This is a genomic window from Mycobacterium sp. OAS707, assembly GCF_014873705.1.
Classification (GTDB): Bacteria; Actinomycetota; Actinomycetes; order Mycobacteriales; family Mycobacteriaceae; genus Mycobacterium.
The window spans coordinates 1,749,628-1,773,687 of the sequence record NZ_JADBDS010000001.1; the positions used below are offsets into that span (position 1 = coordinate 1,749,628).

Here is a 24,060-nt window from a genome sequence, read left to right on the forward strand (position 1 = left end):
AGCGGGGGGTAGGAGGAGCAAATGGCTGTCGGCCATTCTCTGTTAGCGGTGTATGGCGCTTTCGACCAAGTCGTGATGGAAAACCCGGACAGCCAGGTGCGACAGCAGATCGAGCAGTTTCTGCCGGGCACGACAGGACCGGGCCAACGCGGCTGGTACGCCGAGATTCAGGATTTCGTGCGTCGGCATGCGACTGACCCGGCGGCCGCAGAGTTCCCCACCCTCGACGAAGCGCTCGACGAACTCACTGGCGGCGGTGGAGGATTCGACGCCGCATCACAGGTGATGGGTCCGCGAGAGCGGGCTCGTCTCACTTATGCGACCGCCGCGATGCGAAGCCTGATCGGCACTGACTTGGTACCTCGTGAGCGCATCCCCGTGCTCGAGACCGTCGATACGACCCGACTGGACGAGGCCCTCGGCCAGGCTGGCGACGACAACGCGCTGAGCAGTGCCGATTCCGCACCGATGCCTCGCCATGGTCGCGTGGATCGCCTCAACGAGATGACGCAAGCGTTTACCGGCCGCGGCGACTGGGCCGTCATGATGGCCCAAGCTGCGGACGAGGGCCTGGTGGCGCCGCAGGTCGCGGCGATCCCCGCGATCTCCGTACACGGCGAGAGCACCGGGCCCGTCGTCCGCATGGACAACGCGCCCGACGCCCTACGTGGGGAGTATCGGGGCAAGTGCACCGGTGAGGTGATCGAGTCTGATGGCGTCCTGGCCGCGTTGCTCACTACCGAATTCGAGCGGTCAGCTATCAGCATCGACCAGGTCAAGGCGATAGTCGATCCTCTGAATTGGGACAACTGCAACACCTTCTTCGTCGATATGCAGAAGCTGAAGCCGGCCGCAGGCCGCAGCCAGGTGCTGGAGTTGGTCAGCACCGACAAGGACCTTTACGTCATCAAGACAGCGCTGAAGTATTGGAAGCAGGAGCGGGGTGGCAGCGCGATTATCAATTACGACCTCGCTGATAAGCGCAAGGGCACCGGCGACACCGGTCAGGTGCGCGTCGACAGCGGATACATCGTTCTGATCCCAACAAACGACGGCCAGGGCACCCGGGTCCTCACCAGCAAGATGGTCGCGATCGATGGCCTCAGCCCGACGGCCGTCGCCATCTACGCCTCTGTGCTCGGATGGGTTTCGATCGGCGAAATGATGATGTTCGACTGTGCACTTAGGGGCGGCGCCCTCCAAGACGCCGATGACGCCCTGGTTCCATGGCAGCTCTCACCTGAGCCTGACCCCGCAGGCCAAGGCTCCAACCGCGCGTCTGCGACCACGGCATCCGATGATGGCGGAGCTGGCGTGCCTCCTGTCGCGGGAATCCTGATGGCCGAAGCGTCGACCCGGATGGCCGACTTCATCGAAAGCACCACGAAGGACGCGGTTGTCATTGCTGACAAGTGGGTCAAGGGCGACCTCTCCGTCAAGGAAATGGTCGACTACACCAGCAAGGTCGGCGCGCAGCTGGCGAGCGAGCCATGGCGACTGTTGCAGGACATGCTCAACCGTGTTCCGACCCGGCCCGCTGCAGGCAGCCCACCAGCCAACGAACCGCAGGGGGATGGTTCGCCATGACGAATCCGGCAACCAGCAAGCCTGTCGTGCTTGCCGAGTACATGGCAAAGATCTGGGTCAGGATGCTTCGGCGAAGCGGTGCGATCGCCGAAGATGCTTCCCAAAAGATGTCGGCCGGCAAGTACGGTTACGACGACTACGTACGATCTGTAAGGCAACTCGTCGACGGCAATCTGCTCGACGGCATGGAGCTGGCCGAAACGCTTCTTGCCGGTCCCGGATTCAAGTCGGCGGCTAATGTGGCTCGGTCGGACCCGTATCCCGTTGGCCCCTACCAGAACTCCGAATACGAAGTGACGGTTACGTCTCCGCTGAGTCGAGGGTTTGGCGACGCCATCCCCGGCGCTCGAATCGGTTTCGAAGCGGTGAAGAGCGGCGAGGACGACAGACTGACATCAGGGATCCTTCCAACTGGAACCGAACACTTCCGGCTTGTCGTCGACCGAACCAATCTTCAAAGCGGTTTTTACTTCGGCCAGGTGACGATGGTGGCGCGACCCGCGACCAAAGCGGATGCAGGCGACCAGCAAGTCGTGGACGTTGCCATCGGCCTGTGACTGATCACGTTAATCAGCCGAGTATCGACGAGCTGCTGGACCGGGCCGTCGACGCGATCAACAGCGGAGATCGCGCAGCGGCGGACGCATTGGCCGGTCAGGTGCTCGACCTCGACCGAACCAACAGCGACGCCGAAGAGCTGCTGGCGGCGCCGTCTGGACACGGCGAGATCCGGCGAATAACGATCCTGTTCGCGGATCTGGTCGGCTCGACGGCACTGTCGACCCGGGTCGAGCCCGAGATCTATCGCACCGTCGTTGGTCGCTACCGCGACGAAGTGCGCAGCATCGTCGAACAGTACGAGGGCTACATCGGTGCTACGAAGGGTGACGGACTCCTCGCTGTGTTCGGCCATCCCCAGGCGCACGAAAACGACGTGCAGCGCTCGGCATCGGCCGCGATCGACATCATCCGCTCCGTATCGGATCTGAGCGATCGTGTGCGGCAGCAATTCGGTTTCGGGATCGATGTGCGGGTGGGCATTCACCGTGGAGTCGTTTACCTGGATACCGCACAACTTGACGTCTACGGATTCGCGGCCAATCTGGCGGAGCGGATGTGTGGTCTCGCCGACCCCGGAACCGTCGCCGTGTCGGACTCGATTGAGCCGCTGATTCGCGACAGCTTCGAACTAGAAGCGCAACTGCCCGAACGGGTCAAGGGAGTGGAGGGCTTGGTCCGGCACTTCCGCATCATCGGTGAGCGCGAAGTGTCCAAGGTGGTGCTCGGCCCGTTGATCGGCCGCCGCAGCCAGATCGCTTATCTGACGGACCGCTGGGACGAGGCGCAATCGGGTGGCCTTCGGACCCCGGGCGTGGTGCTTCAGGGAGAGGCGGGGATCGGGAAGAGCCGGCTTGCCTGGGCGGCAGTCGAGATGGCCGAGCGGTCGAATGCCATGGTGCTCCAACTGATTGGATCGCCTTTCCATTCGGACGTGGGCCTGTGGCCGGTACGCCGACTGCTCGAGCGGCGATGCCGCATCAGCCGCACGTCAGATCCAACAGAGCGCCTTGAGCATCTCGAAGCCGAGATCCGGCGGCAGTCGCTGAATCCGGCGACGGTAGTCCCACTCCTGGCACCTGTACTTGGCATCGATGCGCGATACGGCTACGAACAGGTGCACGCGGAGGGCAGAGCGCTCTACGAGCAGATCGTCGCCGCGGTCTGCAACTATCTCGTCGCATGTATGCGCGATGGTCCCGTGTTGCTACTTGTGGAAGACATGCACTGGTTCGATGAAGACAGTGCTGAACTGGTGAATTCCTTGCTGGACACCGACCTCGGCGGCCGCATGCTAATGGTCATGACCGGGCGGGATTTAGCATCGTTACCCGACAGTCCCAAAGCTCGGGTCTTTCATCTGAACCCGTTGACCGACGATGAGTCGGATGAGTTGATAGTCGCGCTTCATCCTGAGATGACTACGGATACCCGCGGGGCGGTACGTCGGCGTTGTGACGGAATCCCGCTCTACATCGAGGAAGTCGTGGCGAAGCTGAAGGATCAGCAGACTGATGCGGCAGAAAGCGTCGGGGTGCCCGACACCCTTTATGAAGCGCTGATCGCGCGGCTGCGGTCCAGCGCGGATGCCGTGCTCGTTGGCGAGGCCGCCGCCGTCATCGGCGGCCGCATCGACCGAGGCCTTCTGTTATCTGTCGTCGACCTTGACCCGCAGCACGCAGACCGCGTCCTACGCGAACTCACCGACGGTCGGGTTCTCGAGCCGCTCGATGAGCACAGCTGGCGGTTCCGGCACGAACTGATACGCGAAGTCGCGGCCGAACTTTCGCCGCCGAGTCTCCGTCGGCGACTGCATAGCCGGGTCGCCGATGCCCTCGCCGCCGCCAGCGACACCAACCCCGACTGGCCATTGGTGGCACGGCATTACGAGCACGCAGAGCGGTACGCAGAAGCAGCGAAGGCCTTTCGGCAAGCGTCGACAGACGCGCGGCGCCGAGGCGCGCTCGGCGAGGCCCGCACGTATCTTGGCCACGCGGTCGAACAGGCCGAGCGCTCACCGGCCGGGCAGGACCGAGATCAGCTCGAGATCGCTCTCCGCCTCAGGCGCGGCTTTCTCGTCTCGGCAGCGGAAGGCGTGGCGAGCCCGAACGCCGCCGCCGACTTCGAACGGTGTCTTCAGTTGTCCAGCAGTCATTTGGCTGACGACGAGTTCTTCTCCACGTTGGTCGCGCTGTACGGCTACTACGCGATGCGCGCCGATCTCGACCGAGTGGAACGACTGCTGCAATCCGTACGAGCGAGTTTGACCGGGCGGCGCAAGTGGTTTCTGCCCTATAACGACGCCGGATTCGGCATGCTGGCTTGGTACCGCGGCGATTTCGACACTGCGCGCGAGAGGCTCGAAGGAGCCGCGTCATCACGAAACGAAGAAGGAGCAAAGGAACTCGAGGCGGTCTGGTTCATGCCCAATGAGGGGACGGCATCGATCTACACACATCTCGCGCTGGCCTACTACATCCAGGGTGACTTGGCCAGCGCCGAGGCTGAACTGGAGCGGACCGAACGCCGATGCGAGGCACTCGCGTTTCCCCAAGGCGCGTTCAGTTTGGCGTATGCCCGCCAGATGGAGGTGCTGATCCGGATGGAAGCCGGCCAACTGGATCGCGCGATGCAGGTCGCCACCGCACTGGCCAACGGCGGTATGCAACACGGCTTCGACTCATGGGCAATGGTCGGCGCCGCACAGCAATCGATGATCAGCGCACTGTCGTCGCTCGCCAGCGACGCGGTTGACCCGGCAGAGTTACAGATGCACATCGCGACCATCACCTCCTATGTCGACCTGTGGCGTGCGTTGGCCGTCAGGTCACTCATCACGATCTATGACGCGGCGCTGGCCCGCCTGCTGACCGCGGCCGGTCAGCGCGATGCCGCGCGCGATCGTTTGCAGATCGCGCTGCAACTCGCCGATGAGACAGGTATGCATTTCTATGACGCCGAGTTGTTGCGGTTGCGCGCCCACACGACCGACGACTTGGATTCGCGTCGAGCGGACTTGAGCGCCGCCGCAGACCTGGCGCGCCGTCAGGCCGCGACCATCTTCGAATTGCGCATTGCCGCAGACAGTTTCGAACTCCATGCCGACTCGGCGCATCAGATGCTGATCGACGCGCTCGCACGCTTTCCGCAGGGCAGTACCTGGCCCGAACTGACCCGCGCCCGGGCACTTCTCGGGTGAAGCGGCCGAGAGAAAAGGTCGTCGTCTTCGGCGGCGGGATGGCCGCGTTGAGCGCTGCATGGCGCCTCAGCGAAGCCGGATGGCGCGACCGCTTCGAATCGATCACCGTGTACCAACGAGGATGGCGCCTTGGCGGCAAGGGCGCATCCAGCCGCGGTGCCAACGGCCGCATCGAGGAGCACGGTTTACACATTTGGCTCGGATCCTACGAGAACGCTTTCGCGCTTCTGCGTGACTGCTATGCCGAACTCGACAGGGCAACAACCGATCCCGGCGCGCCGATCCACACCTGGGATCAAGCGATGCTTCCTGCCGACAATTTGGGCCTTGCTGACCAGTGGGGCGACGATTGGTTGACCTGGCTGGGCACGTTCAGCAGAAACAGCCGGCTGCCAGGCGATCAGGACGGCAACGGTCGCGAGATGACCGTGGTGGGATTCGTGCAACGCGCGGTGCAGCTCGTGCTCGACTTCGCGGACTCGCAACGAGACGCGACGCCCGTCGGCCTCGCAATGACAACAGCGCCATACGCTCCGGGCAGTTGGATCGCAACGGTGCAACGCGCGCTGATCGCGGCCATGCTGACGCTTCCCAATCCACACACCCTCGAAACCACCCCCGTCAAGCTCTTCGAGCATGCGATGGACGCCATCCGCTGCGCCATCGACTATGACCACCGCCCCGACCACAAACGGTCCTGGTTGTTGATATCGCTCGTCACCTCGGTGGTCCGCGGCATCATCGTCGACAACCTGGTCACGGATCCGCGCGGCTTCCGCGCCATCAACGACGAGGATTTCGGGCAGTGGATCCTTCGCCATGGCGGACACCCTGACGTACTCGAGTTTCCGTTGGTGCGTGGTGTTTACGATCTGGTGTTCGGTTACGAAGAAGCCGATCCCGAACGACCAGCCGTCGCAGCGGGTTTGATGATCTTCCTCATCGGTCTGGTGTTGTTCGAGTACAAGGGCGCGATCTTCTGGAAGATGTCTGCGGGAATGGGCGACGTCGTAATCGCACCGCTCTATCAGGCCTTGCGCCGGCGCGGAGTGGAGTTCGAGTTCTTTCATCGGCTCGACGCGTTGCATCTTGACGCCAACCACCACGCCATCGGAGCGATAACCATTGGTCGGCAGGTGCGCCTGGCCGGCGGCCGCCGCCATTACGAACCGCTGTCGACCGTTCGTGGGCTTCCCGTATTCCCCGACGCGCCGATCGCCGAACAAATCGAGCCTCGGCCGGGCATCAAGGACCTCGAATCGCACTTCGGCGACCGCAACGACATCGAGACACGGGTCCTTAAGCGCGGCAAGGATTTCGATCAGGTGGTGCTCGCCGTGTCGCTCGGCATGATCCCCGTCGTCGCCGATGAACTCATCCGCGATCGACCCGAATGGCGGGAAATGATCAGCCACGTCCGTACTGTCGCGACGCAGGCATTTCAGATGTGGCTTCAGCCATCCGAACCCGCTCTCGGGTGGCAGGAGCCAGGCGTCACGATCAGCGCCTACCTGAGGCCGTTCGAAACCTGGGCCTCAATGCCGCAAACGCTGTGGGCAGAGGATTGGCCAGACGACACTCGGCCGGGCACGGTGGCCTACTTCTGCGGCAGCCTCAACGCACCTTGGCCCGTCACCGAGGAGCCCGACGCATACGTAGAGAGGCATGTGCGCTCAGTGCTCGCACAGGCAACTGCATACGTCGACGCCAACCTCGGCCTCTACTTCCCCAACGCCGTCGGCGATACAGGGTTCGCGTGGCACCTGCTCTGCGGCGCGGACGGTCAACGCGGTCGCTCGGCGATGGCTACCCAGCACGTCAGCGTGAACATCGATCCGTCAGATCGGTATGTGCAGTCGGTGCCCGGTTCCGATCGGTACCGTCTGCGGCCCGACGAAAGCGGTTACGACAATCTGGTGCTGGCGGGCGACTGGACCGATTGCGGTATGAATGCCGGCTGCATCGAGGCCGCCGTCATGTCTGGCCTGCAGGCTGCCAACGCGCTGCTCGCCCGCGGCCGGTATCACCGCATCCGCGGTTTCTACCTACCTTGAATTCGCTCACTCGCCTTTAGACCGGCGCTCGCGATACGCCGCCACATGCTGGCGGTTGCCGCAGTTGCCGGTGTCGCAGAACTTGCCCGACCGGTTGCGCGACAGGTCGATCAGCACCGCTTCGCAGTCCGGCGCCGCGCAGACCTTCAGCCGTCGCAGTTCCCCGATGCGGATCAGGTCGGCAAGCGCCATCGCGAACTCGGCCCCCATCCGCTGCCAGAGCGGATCGTGCTGTGACGCCAGGTGCAGATGCCACTCCGGCATCTCGGGGTGACGGGTCAGCCACGGCGACGCCTTGGTGTCGCTCAGCAGCCCGTTGACCTGCTCGACGGTCCGGACCTCGTCGTCGGCGGTCGCCCAGATCAGGCCCAGCCGCTCGCGCAGCCGATGAATGGACGTCAGCTCGGCGCTGTCGTGGTCACGCCGACCGGTATAGCCCCAGCCATCCAGAAACGCCTCGAGAGCGGCGGCGTCATGGAGATGCTCACCATCCACCCGATCGCTGTTGATCAGGGCACATGCCGCGCGCAGGGTGATCTCGGTGTCATGACTGAAAAGCATTTGACCCATGACCCCTTCCCGGCGTAGCGTCACGACCAAAGCAGATTTTACTCATTACATCCCGGAGGTGCACCCATGGCGACCACACAGCCAACGGTTGACCACTTCCGAGTCGGTCTGTTGCTCGCGGTCGGGTCCGCCTTCGCCTTCGGCTGCTCCGGGCCGTTTGCCAAGTCGTTGATGGAGGCGGGCTGGAGCCCGACGGCCGCTGTCACCGCACGCCTCGCCGGCGGCGCCCTGCTGATGATCATCTTCGCCACAGTCCTGAAACCCGGTTGGGTCTGCGAGGCACTGCAGCACAGCAAGACCGTAGTCGCCTACGGACTGATCCCCATTGCGGGCGCGCAGCTCTGCTATTTCAATGCCGTGGCGCACATGTCCGTCGGCGTCGCACTGCTATTGGAGTACACCGCCCCGATCCTGGTGGTCGGGTGGGTCTGGGCCACCAGTCGACGCAGGCCAAGCGCACTGACGCTGACCGGAGTCGCCCTGGCAATCGTCGGAATCATGTTGGTACTCAACGTTTTTGCGGGCGCCCACATCAATTTGGTCGGCGTCGGCTGGGCGCTGGCCGCCGCCGTGTGCGCCGCCTGCTACTTCTTGATGTCCTCCTCGGTGGCCGCCGACGGAGACGGCCTGAACTCGATCACGCTTGCGACCGCAGGCCTGATTGTCGGCGCTGCGGCCGTCGCGACCCTGGGTGTCACCGGGCTGATGCCGTTGACGTTCACCACCACCGAGGCCGTGGTCGCGGGGTGGACGATGTCGTGGCTGGTGCCCGTCATCGCGCTGGCCCTGATTCCCACCGCCATCGCTTACACGCTCGGCATCATGGGCATCGCCCGGTTGCAGCCGCGATTCGCGTCTCTGGTCGGCCTCTCCGAGGTCATGTTCGCCGTGCTGGCCGCCTGGGTTTTGCTGGGCGAGGCCGTGACGCCGACACAGGCGATCGGCGGTGTCGTCGTTTTGGTCGGGCTGACGCTCGCTCGGCAGGGCGATCGGACCGAGAAGCTGGCCGAATTGACGCTGGCGGAAAGCCTGCCCTCTGACCAAACGGTTGGCCGGAGCTGATCTCGATATGTGAAGATGACCGGCGTGACTTTGCTCAAGATGTCAGGCCGGCTCGCCGCGATCACCGCGGCCGTGGTTTGCGCGGCCACCCCCCTGGCCGTCGCACCGTCGGCGACCGCAGACCCATGCCCCGACATCGAGGTCATCTTCGCGCGCGGCACCAACGATGCGCCCGGCCTCGGCAACCCCGGCCAGGCCTTCGCTGACACGCTGCGAGGGCTCGTCGGTGGCCGCACCATGACCACCTACGCGGTGAACTACCCCGCCAGCTACGACTTCCTCGCCGCAGCAGACGGCGCCAATGACGCCGCCGCTCGCATCGCGACGATGGCCGCCTCATGCCCGTCCACGAAGCTCGTACTCGGCGGATATTCGCAGGGCGCGGCGGTCGTCGACATGCTGGCCGGCATTCCGCCGCTTGGCAACAAGATCGGCGAGATCGGTTCGGCGCCCCCGCTCGCGAACAACCTCGTCCCCAACGTCGCCGCGGTCGCGGTGTTCGGCAACCCGGCGACGAAGTTCAGCAATCCGATCACTGGATCGGTGTTCGGCGGGCGCGCGATCGACCTGTGCAAGGACGGCGACCCGATCTGCTCACGGGGCCGCAACCCGTTCGCTCACAGCGATTATGTGAGCGCAGGCCTGACGGATCAGGCCGCGCGCTATGTCGCGGGCATAATTTAGCCTGTCTACGCGCTAAAATTCCTTGTGCATTCGAGACGACTTCGCCGCTTCGCCATCGCTTCAGCCGCTGTGCTCGCATCAGTGGTGTCGCCCATGCCAACTGGGATCGCGTCGGCCGACGACTGCCCTGACATCGAGGTGGTCTTCGCCCGCGGTACCAATGACGCCCCGGGCCTTGGGAATGTCGGCGGCGCGTTCGTCGACTCGTTGCGAAGCAAGGTCGGCGGCAGGTCCGTCGGCGCGTACGCGGTGAACTACCCCGCCAGTTTCGACTTCCTCGCCGCGGCCGACGGGGCCAACGACATGAGCTCCCATATCCAGTTCATGGTCGACAACTGCCCGAACACCAGGCTGGTGCTGGGCGGCTACTCGCAGGGCGCGGCGGTGGTCGACGTCATCGCCGCAGTGCCGCTGCCCGTTCTCGGCTTCAACAACCCGCTGCCACCCAACGCGCCCGATCATGTTGCGGCCGTCGCGGCGTTCGGAAATCCGTCGGCCAAACTGGGGCTGCCGCTCACGGTCAGTCCGGTGTGGGGCGGCCGGGCGATCGATCTGTGCAACGGCGGTGACCCGATCTGCCAGACCGACGGGGAAAGCCTGGCTTCACACCGCTCCTATGTGGGTGGGCCGACCAGCCAAGCCGCGGGCTTTGCCGCGGGCCTGCTCTAGCCGCGACGATAAATTGACGGTTACGTTCACAGCATTCCGTTAGGATCGCGGGAGTGGGGATTGATCTTGACTCTCGTCGTTGGACCCGTCGGTGCGCATTCGTAGCCATTGCGGTGGTTGTTGCCGTTGCCGGGCTGATCGCACCTGCCACAGTTCCGGCGCCGGGGGTGATCCCGTCAGCGTCTGCGGCCTGCCCCGCCGTCGAGGTCATCTTCGCCCGAGGCCGGTTGGAGTCTCCGGGCGTCGGCGCCCTGGGTAACGCGTTCATCAGCGCGCTGCGGGCGAAGACGAACAAGAACGTCGGTGTGTACGCGGTGCAGTATCCCGCCGACAATCAGATCGACGTCGGCGCCAACGACATGAGCGCGCATATCCAGTCGATGATGAACAACTGCCCCGACACCAGGCTGGTGCTGGGCGGTTACTCGCTCGGTGCAGCGGTCACCGACGTCGTCCTCGCCCTGCCGTTCAACTTCTTCGGATTCAAGAACCCGCTGCCGGCGGGCGCCGACACCCACATCGCCGCCGTCGCACTGTTCGGCAACGGGTCGGCATGGGTGGGACCGATCACGAACTTCAACCCGCTCTACAGCGAGCGGACCATCGAGTTGTGCCACGGCGCGGATCCGATCTGCAACCCGGCCGATCCCGACACCTGGCAAGACAACTGGCCCGCCCATCTCGCCAGCGCCTACATCAGCGCCGGCATGGCGAACCAGGCCGCCGACTTCGTCGCCGCCCGGGTCTAGTCGACCACCCGCAGTTCGCGCGTGACTTTCGTGCGCGCCTCGAGTTCGTCGTCGGGCGGGTAGTCGACGCCGACAAGGGTCAGGCCGCGGGGCGGCGCCGCGGCGAAATCGCTCGACCGCTGCGTCGACGTCAAAAGCCCCGCGCACCAATCCGGTTCGCGCCGATGCTCGCCGACCGCAAGCAGCGCGCCGACCAATGACCGCACCATCGACCAGCAGAAGGCGTCGGCGCTGACATATGCGGTGACGCGGTCGCCTTCGCGGGACCAGTCCAGGCGCTGCAGATCACGGATCGTGGTGGCACCTTCACGCTGACGGCAGAACGCGGCGAAGTCGTGCAGCCCCAACAGATGTCGTGATGCCGCCGACATCGCATCGACATCGAGCGCCCTCGGCCATGCCGTGACAAAGCGCGCCTCCCGCGGCTCGACTCCGTACGGCGCGGTCGAGAGCCGATAGACGTAGTGGCGACGCAGCGCCGAGAACCGGGCGTCGAAACCCGCTGCGGCACGGCCGATATCGAGCACACGTACATCGGCGGGCAAGAACCGTCCTAAGCGTCGGACGAGCGGCAGGAACTCACTGTCGTCTGGGCGGGTGGCACGGGGATATGCGTGCGTCAGCGCATCGGCAGGCACGTCGACGTGAGCGACCTGCCCGGTCGCATGCACCCCGGCATCGGTGCGGCCGGCCGCGCGCAGCACTACCGGTACCCGGAACACCGTCGACAGCGCCGCGTCGAGAACCCCCGCGACGGTCCGTTGCCCCGCCTGAACCGCCCAGCCCGCGAATTCGGTTCCGTCGTAAGCGATATCGAGCCGAAGACGAACAAACCCGCCACCGGAATCGATGGCGGGTTTGTTCACAGCTGCGTCACTACTTGGCGTCGTCGGCCTCGTCCTCGGCCTTGTCCTCGGCGGCCTCGGCGACCTCTTCGGCGGCCTCAGCGGTCTGAGCGTCCTCGATGGCCGCGTCTTCCACCTTGGCGTCCTCGACTGACTCCACCTCGGTCGGGCCCTCGGCAGCCTCGGGCTCGACCGCAGCCTGCGGTGCGGCCGCAGCCGCGACGGGCTGCTCGGTCTTCTTCGAGCCAGCGGAGCGACGGGCCCGGTTGGCCTCCGAGGTCACCGTCTTCTCCCGCACCAGCTCGATGACGGCCATCGGGGCGTTGTCGCCCTTGCGTGCCTCCACCTTGATGATGCGGGTGTAGCCGCCCTCACGGTCGGCGTAAAACGGTGCGATCTCGGCGAACAACGCGTGCACCACGTCCTTGTCGCGGATCTTCTTCATCACCTCGCGCCGATTGTGCAGCGCGCCCTTCTTGGCGTGGGTGATCAGCTTCTCCGCGTAGGGGCGCAACGCCCGAGCCTTGGGCTCGGTCGTCTTGATCCGGCCGTGCTCGAAGAGCGAGGTGGCCAGGTTGGCCAACAGCGCCTTCTGGTGCGAGGACGACCCGCCGAGGCGAGGACCCTTGGTGGGCTTGGGCATTGCTACTCCTAATTGGGGCCGGTCCCCGTATCAGGTAGGACCGGGACGGGTTTTCTTAGAGCTGTTCGGTTTCGGCGTAGTCCTGGTTGTCGTCCAGGTCGTAGCCGGCGTCGCTGTTCCAGGTGCCGGTGGCAACGTCGTAACCGGCGACCTCCGACGGATCAAAGGTGGCCGGGCTGTCCTTCAGCGAAAGACCCAGCTGATGCAGCTTGATCTTCACCTCGTCGATGGACTTCTGGCCGAAGTTACGGATGTCCAGCAGATCGGACTCCGTGCGGGCGACGAGTTCGCCCACCGTGTGCACACCCTCGCGCTTGAGGCAGTTGTACGACCGCACCGTGAGGTCGAGGTCGTCGATCGGCAGCGCGAAGCTGGCGATGTGGTCGGCCTCCGCAGGCGACGGCCCGATCTCGATGCCCTCGGCCTCGACGTTGAGTTCGCGTGCCAGACCGAACAATTCGACCAGCGTCTTGCCCGCCGACGCCAGCGCGTCGCGAGCGGTGATCGAACTCTTGGTCTCGACGTCGAGGATCAGCTTGTCGAAGTCGGTGCGCTGCTCGACACGGGTGGCCTCCACCTTGTAGGTGACCTTGAGCACCGGCGAGTAGATGGAATCGACTGGGATACGGCCGATTTCGGCACCCGACGCCTTGTTCTGCACGGCAGGCACGTAGCCACGGCCGCGCTCGACGACTAACTCGACCTCGAGCTTGCCCTTGTCGTTCAGCGTCGCGATGTGCATCTCGGGGTTGTGCACCGTCACACCGGCAGGCGGGACAATATCCCCCGCGGTGACCTCACCCGGGCCCTGCTTGCGCAGGTACATGGTGACCGGCTCGTCCTCTTCGGACGAAACGACCAGACCCTTGAGGTTCAGGATGATGTCGGTGACGTCTTCCTTCACACCGGGGACAGTGGTGAACTCGTGCAGCACACCGTCGATGCGGATGCTGGTGACCGCCGCGCCAGGGATGGACGACAGCAGCGTGCGCCGAAGCGAATTGCCAAGGGTATAACCGAATCCCGGCTCCAGCGGCTCAATGACGAACTGGGACCGGTTCTCCGACTTGACCTCTTCGGCCAGTGTGGGTCGCTGAGAAATCAGCATGTTTTCTTTCCTCCTTCACGACACCCGCTATTTGATGCCGTGTTTCCCGGCCGCTATCCGAGCGGCCGGAAAGTCTTTACTTCGAGTAGAACTCGACGATCAGCTGCTCGGCGAGCGGCACCTGAATCTGCGCACGCTCGGGCAGCTGGTGCACCAGCACGCGCTGACGTTCGCCGACCACCTGCAGCCAACCCGGGATCGGACGGTCGCCCGCGGTCTCACGCGCCACCTCGAAAGGCAGTGTGTTGAGCGACTTGTCCTTGATGTCGATGATGTCGTACTGCGACACCCGGTAGCTCGGGATGTTCACCTTCACGCCGTTGACGGTGAAGTGACCGTGGCTGACCAGCTGCCGCGCCATCCGGCGGGTGCGCGCCAGGCCGGCACGGTAGATCACGTTGTCCAACCGGCTCTCGAGGATCTGCAGCAGTTCCTCACCGGTCTTGCCGGGACGGCGCACGGCCTCTTCGTAGTACTTGCGGAACTGCTTCTCCATCACGCCGTAGGTGAAGCGGGCCTTCTGCTTCTCCTGCAGCTGCTGACGGTATTCACTTTCCTTGACCCGGGCGCGGCCGTGCTGGCCGGGCGGGTAGGGACGCTTCTCGAACGACTGATCGCCGCCGACCAGGTCGACGCCGAGGCGACGCGACTTGCGCGTGGCGGGTCCGGTGTAACGAGCCATAAGTCTTTCTCCTCCTAGACCCGGCGACGCTTGGGCGGACGGCAGCCGTTGTGCGGCTGCGGGGTGACGTCGGAAATGGCGCCGACCTCGAGGCCGGCGGCCTGCAACGACCGGATGGCGGTCTCACGGCCCGAACCCGGGCCCTTCACGAACACGTCGACCTTCTTCACACCGTGCTCCTGCGCCTTGCGCGCGGCGTTCTCGGCGGCCAACTGCGCGGCGAACGGGGTCGACTTACGCGAGCCCTTGAAGCCGACGTGACCCGAAGACGCCCAGGCGATGACGTTGCCCTGCGGATCGGTGATCGAAACGATCGTGTTGTTGAACGTGCTCTTGATGTGCGCGGCGCCGTGCGGGACGTTCTTCTTTTCCCTGCGGCGGGTCTTCTGCCCCTTCTTAGGAGCAGCGGCACCCTTTTTTGCTGGTGGCATCTACTTACCTGGCCTTCTTCTTGCCGGCGATGGTGCGCTTCGGGCCCTTGCGGGTGCGCGCATTGGTCTTGGTCCGCTGGCCGCGCACCGGCAGGCCGCGGCGGTGCCGCAGGCCCTGGTAGCAGCCGATCTCGATCTTGCGGCGAATGTCGGCCTGGACCTCGCGGCGCAGGTCGCCCTCCACCTTGAGGTTGCCTTCGATGTAGTCACGCAACTGGGTCACCTGATCGTCGGTCAGGTCCTTGGTGCGCAGGTTCCGGTCGATGCCGGTGGCTTCCAGGATCTCCTGGGAGCGGGTACGGCCGATGCCGTAGATATAGGTCAGGGCAATCTCCATGCGCTTATCGCGCGGAAGATCGACGCCCACGAGACGTGCCATCAGGCGGTGTTCCTTCTTCTATGCGGAGGTCTGGTCCCAGTCCGTTCCCTCATCTAGTGGGGTCCGGCCTCCGTGCCGGACGTAATTGAGTGGCGTATCCGCTCAGTGGTACTGGGATTTCGTCATTAAGTTGTCGGCAAAACAAGCGGAAGCTCTGACTAACCTTGCCTCTGCTTGTGGCGCGGATCTGAGCAGATCACCATGACCCGCCCATGCCGACGGATCACCCTGCATTTATCGCAAATGGGCTTGACGCTCGGGTTCACCTTCACGGCTGTCGTCGATCCTGTTCTGTGTGTCGTCTTACTTGTACCGGTAAACGATGCGGCCCCGGGACAGGTCGTAGGGAGACAGCTCCACCACGACACGGTCCTCGGGCAGAATGCGGATGTAGTGCTGCCGCATCTTGCCGCTGATGTGGGCGAGCACCTTGTGTCCGTTCTCCAGCTCAATGCGGAACATCGCATTGGGCAGGGGTTCGACCACGCGGCCCTCGACCTCGATGGCACCGTCTTTCTTGGCCATGTCCTCCGTTGTCCCTGATCGTTGGCGCCTTTGGGCGGCGCAGTTCACTCCGAGCTACAAAACGTGGACCAGCGATCGGAAATTCCGGAAACAGGGCACGCAAGAGCCGGCGCGTAAGCCGCACCGTTGGTCCATACTACCTGCTCGGCGGCCTGCCCCAAAATCGCCGAAGTGCCAGGCCAGCGGGAACATCCTGGGCGGATATCCGCTAGACGACGGGAGCATACTTATAACCGATGACTGCACCGGTCTCTGCTCCCCGAAAACCCGTAATACTGACCGTCGACGACGACCCCGCGGTGTCCCGCGCGGTCGCCCGCGACCTTCGTCGCCACTACGGCGACCGCTACCGCATCGTGCGGGCCGAGTCGGGCCCGGACGCCCTGGAAACCCTCAACGAACTCAAGCTGCGCGGCGACACCGTCGCCGTGTTCGTCGCCGACTACCGGATGCCGCAGATGAGCGGCATCGAGTTCCTCGAAGAGGCGATGGACATCTATCCCCTCGCCCGTCGGGTGCTGTTGACCGCGTACGCGGACACCCACGCCGCGATCGACGCGATCAACGTCGTCGACCTGGACCACTACCTGCTCAAGCCGTGGGACCCGCCGGAGGAGAAGCTCTACCCGGTGGTCGACGGGCTGCTCGAGGCGTGGCACGCCACCGGCGACCGCGCGATTCCGCACACCAAGGTGATCGGGCACCGCTGGAACGAGCGGTCATGGCAGGTGCGCCAGTTCCTGGCCCGCAACCAGCACTCGTTCCGCTCGTTCACAGCCGACGAACCCAAGGGCAAGCAACTTCTGGACGCGGCCGGACTCGACGGCTTCCAGCTCCCTGTCGTCATCACTGAACAGGGCGAAACGCTCGTCGAGCCCACCGACGCCGAACTGGCCGGCATGCTCGGCCTGTCCACCACCCCGTCGCTGGAGATGTACGAGCTCGCTGTCATCGGCGGCGGACCCGCCGGCCTTGCCGCCGCGGTGTACGGCGCCTCCGAAGGCCTGAAGACCGTGCTGATCGAAGAGACCACCACGGGTGGCCAAGCCGGTCGCAGCTCCAGAATCGAGAACTATCTCGGGTTCGAAATGGGAATCTCGGGAGCCGAGCTGACCACGGCCGCGCGCCGCCAGGCCGAGCGCTTCGGCGCCGAGGTCATCACCACCCGCAAGGCCGTCCGGCTGCACGCCGGCGACAGCGGCACCGCGCGCACGATCGAGTTCGCCGACGGCAGCACGATCGCTGCGCAGGCCGTCATCCTCGCCACCGGAGTGTCCTACCGTCAGCTGCAGAATGTTCCAGGCTGTTGGGACGACCCCGACGAAAACGCCTGCAACTACATCGGCCGCGGCGTGTTCTACGGCGCATCGGTGTCCGACGCCAGTGAGTGCGCGGGCGAGGACGTCTTCATCGTCGGCGGCGCGAACTCGGCCGGACAGGCCGCGATGTTCATGTCCAAGTCGGCGAAATCGGTGACGCTGCTCGTGCGCGGGCCGTCACTGGAGGCGTCGATGTCCTACTACTTGATCCAGCAGATCGAGAAGAACGAGAACATCAACGTCCGGGTGTGTACCGAGGTCATCAACACCCTCGGCGAGGACAACCACCTGACCGGCCTAGTGCTCCGCAACAAGCAGAGCGGCGAGGAGGAAACGGTGAAGGCCGATCGGCTGTGCTGCTTCATCGGCGCCGAGCCGCGCACCGACTGGCTCGACGTGGTGGCCAAGGACGACCACGGTTTCATCCTGTCCGGCCCCGACCTAAAGGACGTCTCGGGATGGACGCTGGACCGTCCCCCACACCACTTGGAAACAAGTGTGCCGGGTGTGTTTGTTGCAGGAGATGTGCGTGCCGAATCCGCCAAGCGGGTCGCAGCAGCCGTCGGCGAAGGGTCGATGGCGGTGATGTTGGTCCACCGCTACTTGGCGGACGCGTAGAAAAGAGAGCCTGACATGGGCGAGAAATGCCTGCCTACCGAACTGCGGTCGCTGTTCCTGTTCGAGGCTTTGAACGACGAACAGCTACAGATGCTGTGCGACAACGGGCACATCCAGTCGTTCGAGCCGGGGCCGGTTGTGGTCGAAGGCGAGCCCGCGACGTGTTTTTACGTCCTGCTCGACGGCGAAGTGGTGATGTCGAAGCGCTCGGCAGGCATGGACATCGTGACGGGCCGGACGTCGCAGCGGGGCGTCTACTTCGGTGCGTGGTCGGCCTACGTTCCCGCCGAGGAGCACCTCTACGAGGCGTCGGTGCGAGTCACGAAGCCGTCCCGGTTGTTCGTGCTCGACGCCGAGGCGTTCGCGACCTTCATGAAGACCCAGTTCCCGATGGCTGTGCATCTGCTCGAGGGGCACATGGTCGGCGGGCTGCGACAGCGCCAGATCATCGGCCAGCGCGAAAAGCTGCTCGCATTGGGCACCATCACCGCTGGCCTGACGCATCAGCTCAACAACCCGGCCGCGGCGATCTCACGAGACGTATCGAACCTGCGCGAGAACGTGGGCAAGATGCGCCACAAGCTGTCGATGCTCTCCAGCGGAAAGTTCACTCCTGAAGCGCTGCGGGTCTTGGTGTCCATCCAGGATGAGGTGGCCGAGCAGGTGGCGAAGGTCAAGACGCACGAACTCAGCCCGCTCGAGACCTCGGACCGCGAAGACGAGATCGGCGACTGGCTGGAGGACCACGGCATCGCCAGCGGGTGGGATTACGCGCCCACGTTCGTCGAGGCCGGACTCGACATCGACTGGCTGGAACGAGTGGAAGCGTCGATCGGCGACGTCGACTGCTCCGCGACGCTGCAGAGCGCCATCGGGTGGCTGAAATACACCATCGACACCGAACTCTCGGTGAATCGGATCGCTGAGGCTTCCAAGCGCATCTCGGCGCTGCTCGCCGGCACCAAGCAGTACTCGCAGATGGACCGGGCGCCCTACCAGTCCGCCAACGTGCACGAGTTGTTGTGGAGCACGGTGATGATGTTCGGCGAGAAGGTCGGCAAGGACGGCCCGGTCAAGATCGTCAAGGACATGGACAAGTCCCTGCCCGAATTGCTTTGTTACCCAGGCGATCTCAACCAAGTCTGGACCAACATCATCGACAACGCGATTCAGGCGATGGACGGCCACGGCACGCTCACATTACGGACCAGGCGCGAAACCGACGACATGATTCGGATCGAGATCTGCGACGACGGCCCCGGCATCCCCGAAGAGATCATCGACCGGATCTTCACCCCGTTCTTCACCACGAAGCCGTTCGGCGAGGGCACCGGCCTTGGCCTCGATCTGGCCTGGCGGATCGTCGTCGAAAAGCATCACGGCAACCTGCGGGTGGAGTCGCGGCCTGGGGAGACGAAGTTCATCGTGGTGCTGCCACTGCAGGCCCCCGCGCCGGAACTGCCGACGCCGACGGAGCTTCCGGCCGGGCTGGAATAGGCACCGGCCGCGCCGGGGTTGACCGAACCATGACTGACGCGAAGCCCAACCTTGGCCGATTCGGATCATTCGGCCGCGGAGTGACCCCGGAACAAGCCAAAGACATCGAGGCCCTGGGCTACGGCGCCGTATGGGTTGGCGGTTCGCCGCCCGCCGAACTCGACTGGGTCGAACCGATCCTCGAGAAGACCACGACGCTGCAAGTTGCGACGGGCATCGTCAACATCTGGACCGCCGACGCCGGACCCGTCGCCGAGTCCTACCACCGCATCGACAAGGCATACCCCGGCCGCTTCCTGCTGGGCATCGGCGTCGGCCATCCCGAGGCGAATCAGGAGTTCCGCAAGCCGATCGATGCCCTCACCGAGTACCTCGACAAGCTCGACGAATACGGCGTTCCGAAGAACCGTCGAGTGGTCGCCGCGCTGGGTCCCAAGGTGTTGAAGCTGTCCGCGGATCGCGCCGCCGGTCCGCATCCGTATCTGACGACGCCCGAACACACCGCCGAGGCGCGCGAACTGCTCGGGCCCGACGCGTTCATCGCCCCCGAGCACAAGGTGGTGTTGACCACCGACGCCGAGAAGGCCCGCGAGACCGGCCGCAAGGCTCTCGAGATTTACCTCAACCTGAAGAATTACCTCAACAGCTGGAAACGTCTCGGGTTCAGTGATGAAGAGATCGCCAAACCGGGTAGTGACCGTCTGGTGGACGCCGTCGTCGCCTACGGCACGGTCGACGCCATCGCTGCGCGACTGAAGGAGCACCTCGACGCCGGCGCCGATCACGTGCCCGTGCAGGTGCTGACGTCGCCCGACAAATTGGTGCCAGCACTTGCCGAACTCGCCGGGCCGCTCGGCCTGCAGTAGACGAAGGGACGAACATGACTGAACTCAAGCCCGACCTCGGCCGCGTAGGGGTCTGGACCTTCGGGTCGCCGGGACCCGAAGCAGCCGTCGAAATCGAGAAGCTCGGATATGGCTCACTGTGGGTCGGCGGGTCGCCGGCGGCCGACCTGTCGTTCGTCGAACCGATTCTCGAACAGACGCAGACGCTTTCGGTGGCCACGGGCATCGTCAACATCTGGACGGCAGACGCCAACGAGGTCGCGGACTCCTATCACCGCATCGAGAAGGCGTACCCGGGCCGCTTCCTGCTCGGTGTCGGCGTCGGGCATCCGGAGCACACCCAGGAGTACCGCAAGCCGTACGACGCACTGGTCGACTACCTCGACGTGCTCGACGCCAAGCAGGTGCCGACCAGCCGGCGGGTGATCGCCGCGCTGGGCAAGAAGGTGCACGAGCTGGCAGCGAAGCGCAGCGCGGGCGCACACCCATATCTGACGACGCCGGAGCACACCGCGCAGGCACGCGAATGGATCGGCTCCTCGGTGTATTTGGCGCCCGAGCACAAGGTGGTGCTGACAACGGACGCCGACGAAGCCCGCGCGATCGGCCGCAAGACCGTCGACTTCTACCTGAATCTGAGCAACTACCTGAACAACTGGAAGCGGCTCGGTTTCACCGACGAGGACATCGCGAAGCCCGGCAGCGACAAGCTGATCGACGCGGTAGTTGCCCATGGCAGCGCCGACGACATCGCCAAGCGGCTGGGCGAGCACCTGGCCGCAGGCGCTGATTCGGTGTTGATTCAGGTGCTCGGCGGCGACGACAAGCTGTTGCCGACCCTGACCGAACTGGCGGGGCCACTCGGGCTGAAGGGCTGAATGCCGGACCGTCCGCCGGCCCACACCGACCGGCGTCGGGCTGAGTCGTTCGGTGTGGCTGCCGAGCAGTACGACCAACACCGTCCGCGGTATCCACAGCCACTGATTGCCGGTCTCGTCACGTCTGCCGGCATGCGCGTGCTGGACGTCGGCGCCGGAACTGGTATTGCGGCAACGCAATTGGCGCAAGCCGGCGCGGACGTCCTTGCCGTCGAGCCGGACGAACGGATGGGGCGCGTAGCGGCGGCGAAAGGCACTCGGGTCGAACGGTCGACCTTCGAGGCATGGCAGCCGGCGGGCAGGGATTTCGATCTTGTCGTGTTCGCCCAGTCCTTCCACTGGGTCGACACGCGTCCCGCGCTGCACAAGGTGGCCACGATCCTGCGTCCAGGCGGACGGCTGGCGATACTCGCGAACCGTATCCTTCCGACCTCCCCGACTCAGCACGAGCTCGACGAGATCAACGTGGACTACCTCGATGTGACGGCGAGGGCGACAGTCAACGACGAGGAAGAGGTGATCGGGCTGATCGAGACGTGCGGGTTCTCCGTCGAACGCCGCCGCTGCGAGGAAGTCCTGCATTACGCCACCGAGGACTACCTGAACCTGGTGTTCACCTACTCCAATCACTTGATGCTCGACGCGGCAGCACAAGATCAGTTGCGATCACGGCTCGCAGAACGGATCGGCCCCGCCGGCGTCGATGCGCAAAACGCCGCGCTGGCCGTGGTTTGCACGCCAACCCGCTAGGGTTTGACCATGCGGTTGCTGGTCACCGGTGGCGCGGGTTTCATCGGCGCCAACTTCGTGCACAGTAGTGTGCGCGAGCACCCCGAGGACGCTGTGACGGTGCTCGATGCGCTGACCTATGCGGGCAGCCGCGAGTCGTTGACCCCGGTTGAGGACGATATCCGCTTGGTGCAGGGCAATATCACCGATGCGGAGTTGGTCGCCAAGCTCGTCGCCGAGGCGGATGCGGTCGTGCACTTCGCAGCGGAAACCCACGTCGACAACGCACTGTTCGACCCCGAGCCGTTCGTGCACACCAATGTCGTCGGCACCTTCACGGTGTTGGAGGCTGTGCGCCGCCACGGGGTTCGGCTGCATCACGTGTCGACCGACGAGGTGTACGGCGACCTCGAACTGGGCTCCGCGCAACGGTTCACCGAGTCGACGCCCTACAACCCGTCCAGCCCCTATTCGTCGACCAAGGCCGGCGCCGATCTGCTGGTGCGCGCGTGGGTGCGCTCCTACGGCGTTGCCGCGACGATCTCGAACTGCTCCAACAACTACGGCCCCTATCAACACGTGGAGAAGTTCATCCCGCGCCAGATCACCAACGTGTTGTCGGGCCGACGCCCCAAGCTGTACGGCACCGGCGCGAACGTTCGCGACTGGATTCACGTCGAGGACCACAACAGCGCGGTGTGGCGAATCCTCGCCGACGGTGAGATTGGTCGCACGTATCTCATTGGCGCAGAAGGAGAACGGGACAATCTATCGGTCATGCGCAGCATTCTGCGGCTGATGGATCGCGATCCTGAGGACTTCGATCACGTCACCGACCGGGCCGGACACGACCTGCGCTACGCGATCGACCCGTCAACGCTGTACAACGAACTGGGCTGGGCTCCCAAGCACACCGACTTCGAGGACGGCCTTCGCGACACCATCGACTGGTATCGCAACAACGAATCCTGGTGGCGCCCACTGAAAGACGCGGTCGAGGCCGAGTACGAGGAGCGTGGCCAGTGAAAGCTCGTGAGCTGTCCGTCGCCGGTGCGTGGGAGATCACTCCGCAGGTGCACACCGATTCGCGTGGCCTGTTCTTCGAATGGTTCACCGATTCGGCATTCACCGAGTTCGCGGGGCACCCGCTCGATCTGCACCAGGCCAACTGCTCGGTGTCGTCGGCGGGCGTGCTGCGCGGCGTGCATTTCGCCCAGCTGCCGCCGAGTCAGGCGAAATACGTGACGTGTCTGCACGGGTCGGTGTTCGACGTGGTCGTCGACATCCGAGTCGGTTCACCGACATTCGGCAAATGGGATGCCGTGGTGCTCGACGCGCAAGACCGCCGCACGGTCTACATCTCCGAGGGACTTGGCCACGCCTTCCTGGCACTCGACGACGACTCGACGGTCATGTACCTGTGCTCTGCGGGCTACGCTCCCGGTCGCGAACACACGATCAACGCCCTCGATCCGGCGCTGGATATCGCATGGCCCTCGGTGGACGGCGAACCGATCCTCTCCGACCGCGATCGCGAGGCTCCGACGCTGTCGGAAGTGCAGGCTGCCGGCCTCCTGCCGACCTGGGACGAGACGCGCGCCTTCATCGACCGGCTTCGCCGATGATCGAAGTCGGTTATGACGTTCGAGACAGAATCGCTTACGTCACGCTCAATCGGCCGGCCTCGAAGAACGCGGTTACGCCGGACATGCACGACGAGCTTTGCCGCGTGTGGGCCGACTTCCGTGACAACGATGAGGCCGATGTCGCGATCCTGACGGGTACCGGTGACGCCTTTTGCGCAGGCGCCGATCTCGCGACCTATGTGCCGCTCAATTACGTGGACGCCTCGCCGAGTCGGGTTCGGGACATCGTCGACCTCGGATTCGGCGGCATCACCCGCGGGCTGCATCGAATCACCAAGCCGACCATCGCCGCCGTCAACGGGTGGGCACTGGCCGGAGGGCTCGAACTGGCGATGGCCTGCGATCTGCGAGTGGCTTCCGATCGCGCGATGTTCGGATCGTTCGAAGCGCGGCGCGGGTTTCATCACGGTGACGGCGGAATCACCCGGCTGGTCAACACATGCGGCGTCGGCGTGGCAATGCAGATGGTCCTCACCGCCGAGCCGATCGACGCCCAACGCGCTTTGCAATGCAACATGGTGGCGAAAGTCGTTCCCCACGAACAGCTTATGGACGCGGCTGAGCTGCTGGCCCATCAGATCCTGCGCAACTCTCAACGAGCGGTCCGCTCCGCCAAGGAGACCGTCCTAGAAGTCGTCGGTAAGCCGCTGGACGATCAGCTACGGATCGAGGGCTGGAACTCCTACACCTGCGTCGACAAGAACGAGGCTCGTACCTTGTTGAGTCAGTTCTTCGACAAAACAGATGTTGGCCGGGCCGGTACCCACCCCGAAACGTGATTCG

General features: G+C 64.5%; 25 protein-coding genes. 16 read left to right on the plus strand and 9 right to left on the minus strand.

Going from position 1 to position 24,060, the window contains the following annotated elements; all coding sequences use genetic code 11:
• Positions 1–21: 21 nt before the first annotated feature.
• From GGC64_RS08690 to GGC64_RS08705, 4 genes are read left to right on the plus strand one after another with little or no spacing between them, the layout of a single operon-like run.
• Positions 22–1,587: a hypothetical protein gene (locus GGC64_RS08690; RefSeq protein WP_192721982.1), complete on the plus strand. Its 1,566-nt coding sequence runs from the start codon at positions 22–24 to the stop codon at positions 1,585–1,587.
• Entirely contained in the window at positions 1,584–2,144 is a 561-nt protein-coding gene (locus tag GGC64_RS08695) for a hypothetical protein (RefSeq protein ID WP_192721983.1), read from the plus strand. The genes GGC64_RS08690 and GGC64_RS08695 overlap by 4 nt, the downstream gene beginning before the upstream one ends.
• Positions 2,141–5,344 carry an adenylate/guanylate cyclase domain-containing protein gene (locus tag GGC64_RS08700; protein WP_192721984.1) on the plus strand — a complete coding sequence of 1,068 codons (3,204 nt, stop codon included), beginning with the start codon at positions 2,141–2,143 and terminating at the stop codon, positions 5,342–5,344. Before GGC64_RS08695 ends, GGC64_RS08700 begins: the two co-directional genes overlap by 4 nt.
• Positions 5,341–7,398, plus strand: a complete 2,058-nt coding sequence (locus GGC64_RS08705; RefSeq protein ID WP_370582028.1) for an FAD-dependent oxidoreductase — start codon at positions 5,341–5,343, stop codon at positions 7,396–7,398. The genes GGC64_RS08700 and GGC64_RS08705 overlap by 4 nt, the downstream gene beginning before the upstream one ends.
• A gap of 6 nt (positions 7,399–7,404) precedes the next feature.
• Here GGC64_RS08705 and GGC64_RS08710 read toward each other — a convergent pair whose 3' ends face one another.
• Positions 7,405–7,959 (minus strand): CGNR zinc finger domain-containing protein, encoded by a 555-nt coding sequence (locus GGC64_RS08710; RefSeq protein WP_192722467.1) that lies wholly within the window; start codon positions 7,957–7,959, stop codon positions 7,405–7,407.
• A 75-nt stretch (positions 7,960–8,034) separates the two neighbouring features.
• Here GGC64_RS08710 and GGC64_RS08715 point away from each other — a divergent pair, with 75 nt between their 5' ends.
• The 4 genes from GGC64_RS08715 (at position 8,035) to GGC64_RS08730 (ending at position 11,132) form a co-directional block, all read left to right on the plus strand.
• Positions 8,035–9,030 carry a DMT family transporter gene (locus GGC64_RS08715; protein ID WP_192721985.1) on the plus strand — a complete coding sequence of 332 codons (996 nt, stop codon included), beginning with the start codon at positions 8,035–8,037 and terminating at the stop codon, positions 9,028–9,030.
• A gap of 15 nt (positions 9,031–9,045) precedes the next feature.
• Positions 9,046–9,714 carry a cutinase family protein gene (locus GGC64_RS08720; RefSeq protein WP_192721986.1) on the plus strand — a complete coding sequence of 223 codons (669 nt, stop codon included), beginning with the start codon at positions 9,046–9,048 and terminating at the stop codon, positions 9,712–9,714.
• A gap of 93 nt (positions 9,715–9,807) precedes the next feature.
• Entirely contained in the window at positions 9,808–10,383 is a 576-nt protein-coding gene (locus GGC64_RS08725; RefSeq protein ID WP_225951215.1) for a cutinase family protein, read from the plus strand.
• A gap of 107 nt (positions 10,384–10,490) precedes the next feature.
• Positions 10,491–11,132 (plus strand): cutinase family protein, encoded by a 642-nt coding sequence (locus GGC64_RS08730; RefSeq protein ID WP_370582059.1) that lies wholly within the window; start codon positions 10,491–10,493, stop codon positions 11,130–11,132.
• On the opposite strand, the gene truA is transcribed toward GGC64_RS08730, so the two are convergent.
• The 8 genes from truA to infA form a co-directional block, all read right to left on the minus strand.
• Positions 11,129–11,998 carry a tRNA pseudouridine(38-40) synthase TruA gene (gene truA / locus GGC64_RS08735; RefSeq protein WP_192721989.1) on the minus strand — a complete coding sequence of 290 codons (870 nt, stop codon included), beginning with the start codon at positions 11,996–11,998 and terminating at the stop codon, positions 11,129–11,131. The two genes, GGC64_RS08730 and truA, sit on opposite strands and share 4 nt — an antisense overlap.
• Positions 11,999–12,008: 10 nt before the next feature.
• A complete protein-coding gene (gene rplQ, locus GGC64_RS08740) occupies positions 12,009–12,620 on the minus strand; it encodes a 50S ribosomal protein L17 (protein WP_192721990.1) in 612 nt (203 codons plus the stop codon).
• Positions 12,621–12,675: 55 nt separating this feature from the next.
• On the minus strand, positions 12,676–13,728 hold the full coding sequence (locus tag GGC64_RS08745) for a DNA-directed RNA polymerase subunit alpha (RefSeq protein WP_192721991.1): 1,053 nt from the start codon (positions 13,726–13,728) through the stop codon (positions 12,676–12,678).
• Positions 13,729–13,804: 76 nt separating this feature from the next.
• Positions 13,805–14,410 (minus strand): 30S ribosomal protein S4, encoded by a 606-nt coding sequence (gene rpsD, locus GGC64_RS08750; RefSeq protein WP_192721992.1) that lies wholly within the window; start codon positions 14,408–14,410, stop codon positions 13,805–13,807.
• 14 nt (positions 14,411–14,424) lie between these two features.
• Positions 14,425–14,841 (minus strand): 30S ribosomal protein S11, encoded by a 417-nt coding sequence (gene rpsK / locus GGC64_RS08755; RefSeq protein ID WP_015305086.1) that lies wholly within the window; start codon positions 14,839–14,841, stop codon positions 14,425–14,427.
• A 4-nt stretch (positions 14,842–14,845) separates the two neighbouring features.
• Positions 14,846–15,220, minus strand: a complete 375-nt coding sequence (gene rpsM, locus GGC64_RS08760; protein ID WP_015305085.1) for a 30S ribosomal protein S13 — start codon at positions 15,218–15,220, stop codon at positions 14,846–14,848.
• A gap of 158 nt (positions 15,221–15,378) precedes the next feature.
• Positions 15,379–15,492, minus strand: coding sequence for a 50S ribosomal protein L36 (rpmJ, locus tag GGC64_RS08765; protein WP_003879483.1), 114 nt, complete (start codon positions 15,490–15,492; stop codon positions 15,379–15,381).
• A 31-nt stretch (positions 15,493–15,523) separates the two neighbouring features.
• Positions 15,524–15,745: a translation initiation factor IF-1 gene (infA, locus tag GGC64_RS08770; RefSeq protein WP_003418601.1), complete on the minus strand. Its 222-nt coding sequence runs from the start codon at positions 15,743–15,745 to the stop codon at positions 15,524–15,526.
• A gap of 236 nt (positions 15,746–15,981) precedes the next feature.
• Between infA and GGC64_RS08775 the strand changes: the two genes are divergently transcribed.
• Genes GGC64_RS08775 through GGC64_RS08810 form a run of 8 tightly spaced genes read left to right on the plus strand, consistent with a single transcriptional unit; the run spans position 15,982 to position 24,056 of the window.
• Entirely contained in the window at positions 15,982–17,682 is a 1,701-nt protein-coding gene (locus GGC64_RS08775) for an FAD-dependent oxidoreductase (protein WP_192721993.1), read from the plus strand.
• Positions 17,683–17,697: 15 nt separating this feature from the next.
• On the plus strand, positions 17,698–19,179 hold the full coding sequence (locus GGC64_RS08780; protein ID WP_192721994.1) for an ATP-binding protein: 1,482 nt from the start codon (positions 17,698–17,700) through the stop codon (positions 19,177–19,179).
• 29 nt (positions 19,180–19,208) lie between these two features.
• Entirely contained in the window at positions 19,209–20,045 is an 837-nt protein-coding gene (locus tag GGC64_RS08785; protein WP_192721995.1) for an LLM class F420-dependent oxidoreductase, read from the plus strand.
• A 14-nt stretch (positions 20,046–20,059) separates the two neighbouring features.
• Positions 20,060–20,902: an LLM class F420-dependent oxidoreductase gene (locus GGC64_RS08790; protein WP_192721996.1), complete on the plus strand. Its 843-nt coding sequence runs from the start codon at positions 20,060–20,062 to the stop codon at positions 20,900–20,902.
• On the plus strand, positions 20,903–21,652 hold the full coding sequence (locus GGC64_RS08795; RefSeq protein WP_192721997.1) for a bifunctional 2-polyprenyl-6-hydroxyphenol methylase/3-demethylubiquinol 3-O-methyltransferase UbiG: 750 nt from the start codon (positions 20,903–20,905) through the stop codon (positions 21,650–21,652).
• Between the two features lie 9 nt (positions 21,653–21,661).
• Positions 21,662–22,657 carry a dTDP-glucose 4,6-dehydratase gene (rfbB, locus tag GGC64_RS08800; RefSeq protein ID WP_192721998.1) on the plus strand — a complete coding sequence of 332 codons (996 nt, stop codon included), beginning with the start codon at positions 21,662–21,664 and terminating at the stop codon, positions 22,655–22,657.
• Positions 22,654–23,256: a dTDP-4-dehydrorhamnose 3,5-epimerase gene (gene rfbC, locus GGC64_RS08805; RefSeq protein WP_192721999.1), complete on the plus strand. Its 603-nt coding sequence runs from the start codon at positions 22,654–22,656 to the stop codon at positions 23,254–23,256. Before rfbB ends, rfbC begins: the two co-directional genes overlap by 4 nt.
• Positions 23,253–24,056, plus strand: coding sequence for an enoyl-CoA hydratase/isomerase family protein (locus GGC64_RS08810; protein WP_192722000.1), 804 nt, complete (start codon positions 23,253–23,255; stop codon positions 24,054–24,056). Before rfbC ends, GGC64_RS08810 begins: the two co-directional genes overlap by 4 nt.
• Positions 24,057–24,060 lie beyond the last annotated feature (4 nt).

Coding starts and splice junctions, on each gene's coding strand:
- GGC64_RS08690 (WP_192721982.1), top strand. CDS start 22: ATGGCTGTCGGCCATTCTCTGTTAGCGGTGTATGGCGCTTTCGACCAA.
- GGC64_RS08695 (WP_192721983.1), top strand. CDS start 1,584: ATGACGAATCCGGCAACCAGCAAGCCTGTCGTGCTTGCCGAGTACATG.
- GGC64_RS08710 (WP_192722467.1), bottom strand. CDS start 7,959: ATGCTTTTCAGTCATGACACCGAGATCACCCTGCGCGCGGCATGTGCC.
- GGC64_RS08715 (WP_192721985.1), top strand. CDS start 8,035: ATGGCGACCACACAGCCAACGGTTGACCACTTCCGAGTCGGTCTGTTG.
- GGC64_RS08720 (WP_192721986.1), top strand. CDS start 9,046: ATGACCGGCGTGACTTTGCTCAAGATGTCAGGCCGGCTCGCCGCGATC.
- GGC64_RS08725 (WP_225951215.1), top strand. CDS start 9,808: ATGCCAACTGGGATCGCGTCGGCCGACGACTGCCCTGACATCGAGGTG.
- rplQ (WP_192721990.1), bottom strand. CDS start 12,620: ATGCCCAAGCCCACCAAGGGTCCTCGCCTCGGCGGGTCGTCCTCGCAC.
- GGC64_RS08745 (WP_192721991.1), bottom strand. CDS start 13,728: ATGCTGATTTCTCAGCGACCCACACTGGCCGAAGAGGTCAAGTCGGAG.
- rpsD (WP_192721992.1), bottom strand. CDS start 14,410: ATGGCTCGTTACACCGGACCCGCCACGCGCAAGTCGCGTCGCCTCGGC.
- rpsK (WP_015305086.1), bottom strand. CDS start 14,841: ATGCCACCAGCAAAAAAGGGTGCCGCTGCTCCTAAGAAGGGGCAGAAG.
- rpsM (WP_015305085.1), bottom strand. CDS start 15,220: ATGGCACGTCTCGTGGGCGTCGATCTTCCGCGCGATAAGCGCATGGAG.
- infA (WP_003418601.1), bottom strand. CDS start 15,745: ATGGCCAAGAAAGACGGTGCCATCGAGGTCGAGGGCCGCGTGGTCGAA.
- GGC64_RS08775 (WP_192721993.1), top strand. CDS start 15,982: ATGACTGCACCGGTCTCTGCTCCCCGAAAACCCGTAATACTGACCGTC.
- GGC64_RS08780 (WP_192721994.1), top strand. CDS start 17,698: ATGGGCGAGAAATGCCTGCCTACCGAACTGCGGTCGCTGTTCCTGTTC.
- GGC64_RS08785 (WP_192721995.1), top strand. CDS start 19,209: ATGACTGACGCGAAGCCCAACCTTGGCCGATTCGGATCATTCGGCCGC.
- GGC64_RS08790 (WP_192721996.1), top strand. CDS start 20,060: ATGACTGAACTCAAGCCCGACCTCGGCCGCGTAGGGGTCTGGACCTTC.
- GGC64_RS08795 (WP_192721997.1), top strand. CDS start 20,903: ATGCCGGACCGTCCGCCGGCCCACACCGACCGGCGTCGGGCTGAGTCG.
- rfbB (WP_192721998.1), top strand. CDS start 21,662: ATGCGGTTGCTGGTCACCGGTGGCGCGGGTTTCATCGGCGCCAACTTC.
- GGC64_RS08810 (WP_192722000.1), top strand. CDS start 23,253: ATGATCGAAGTCGGTTATGACGTTCGAGACAGAATCGCTTACGTCACG.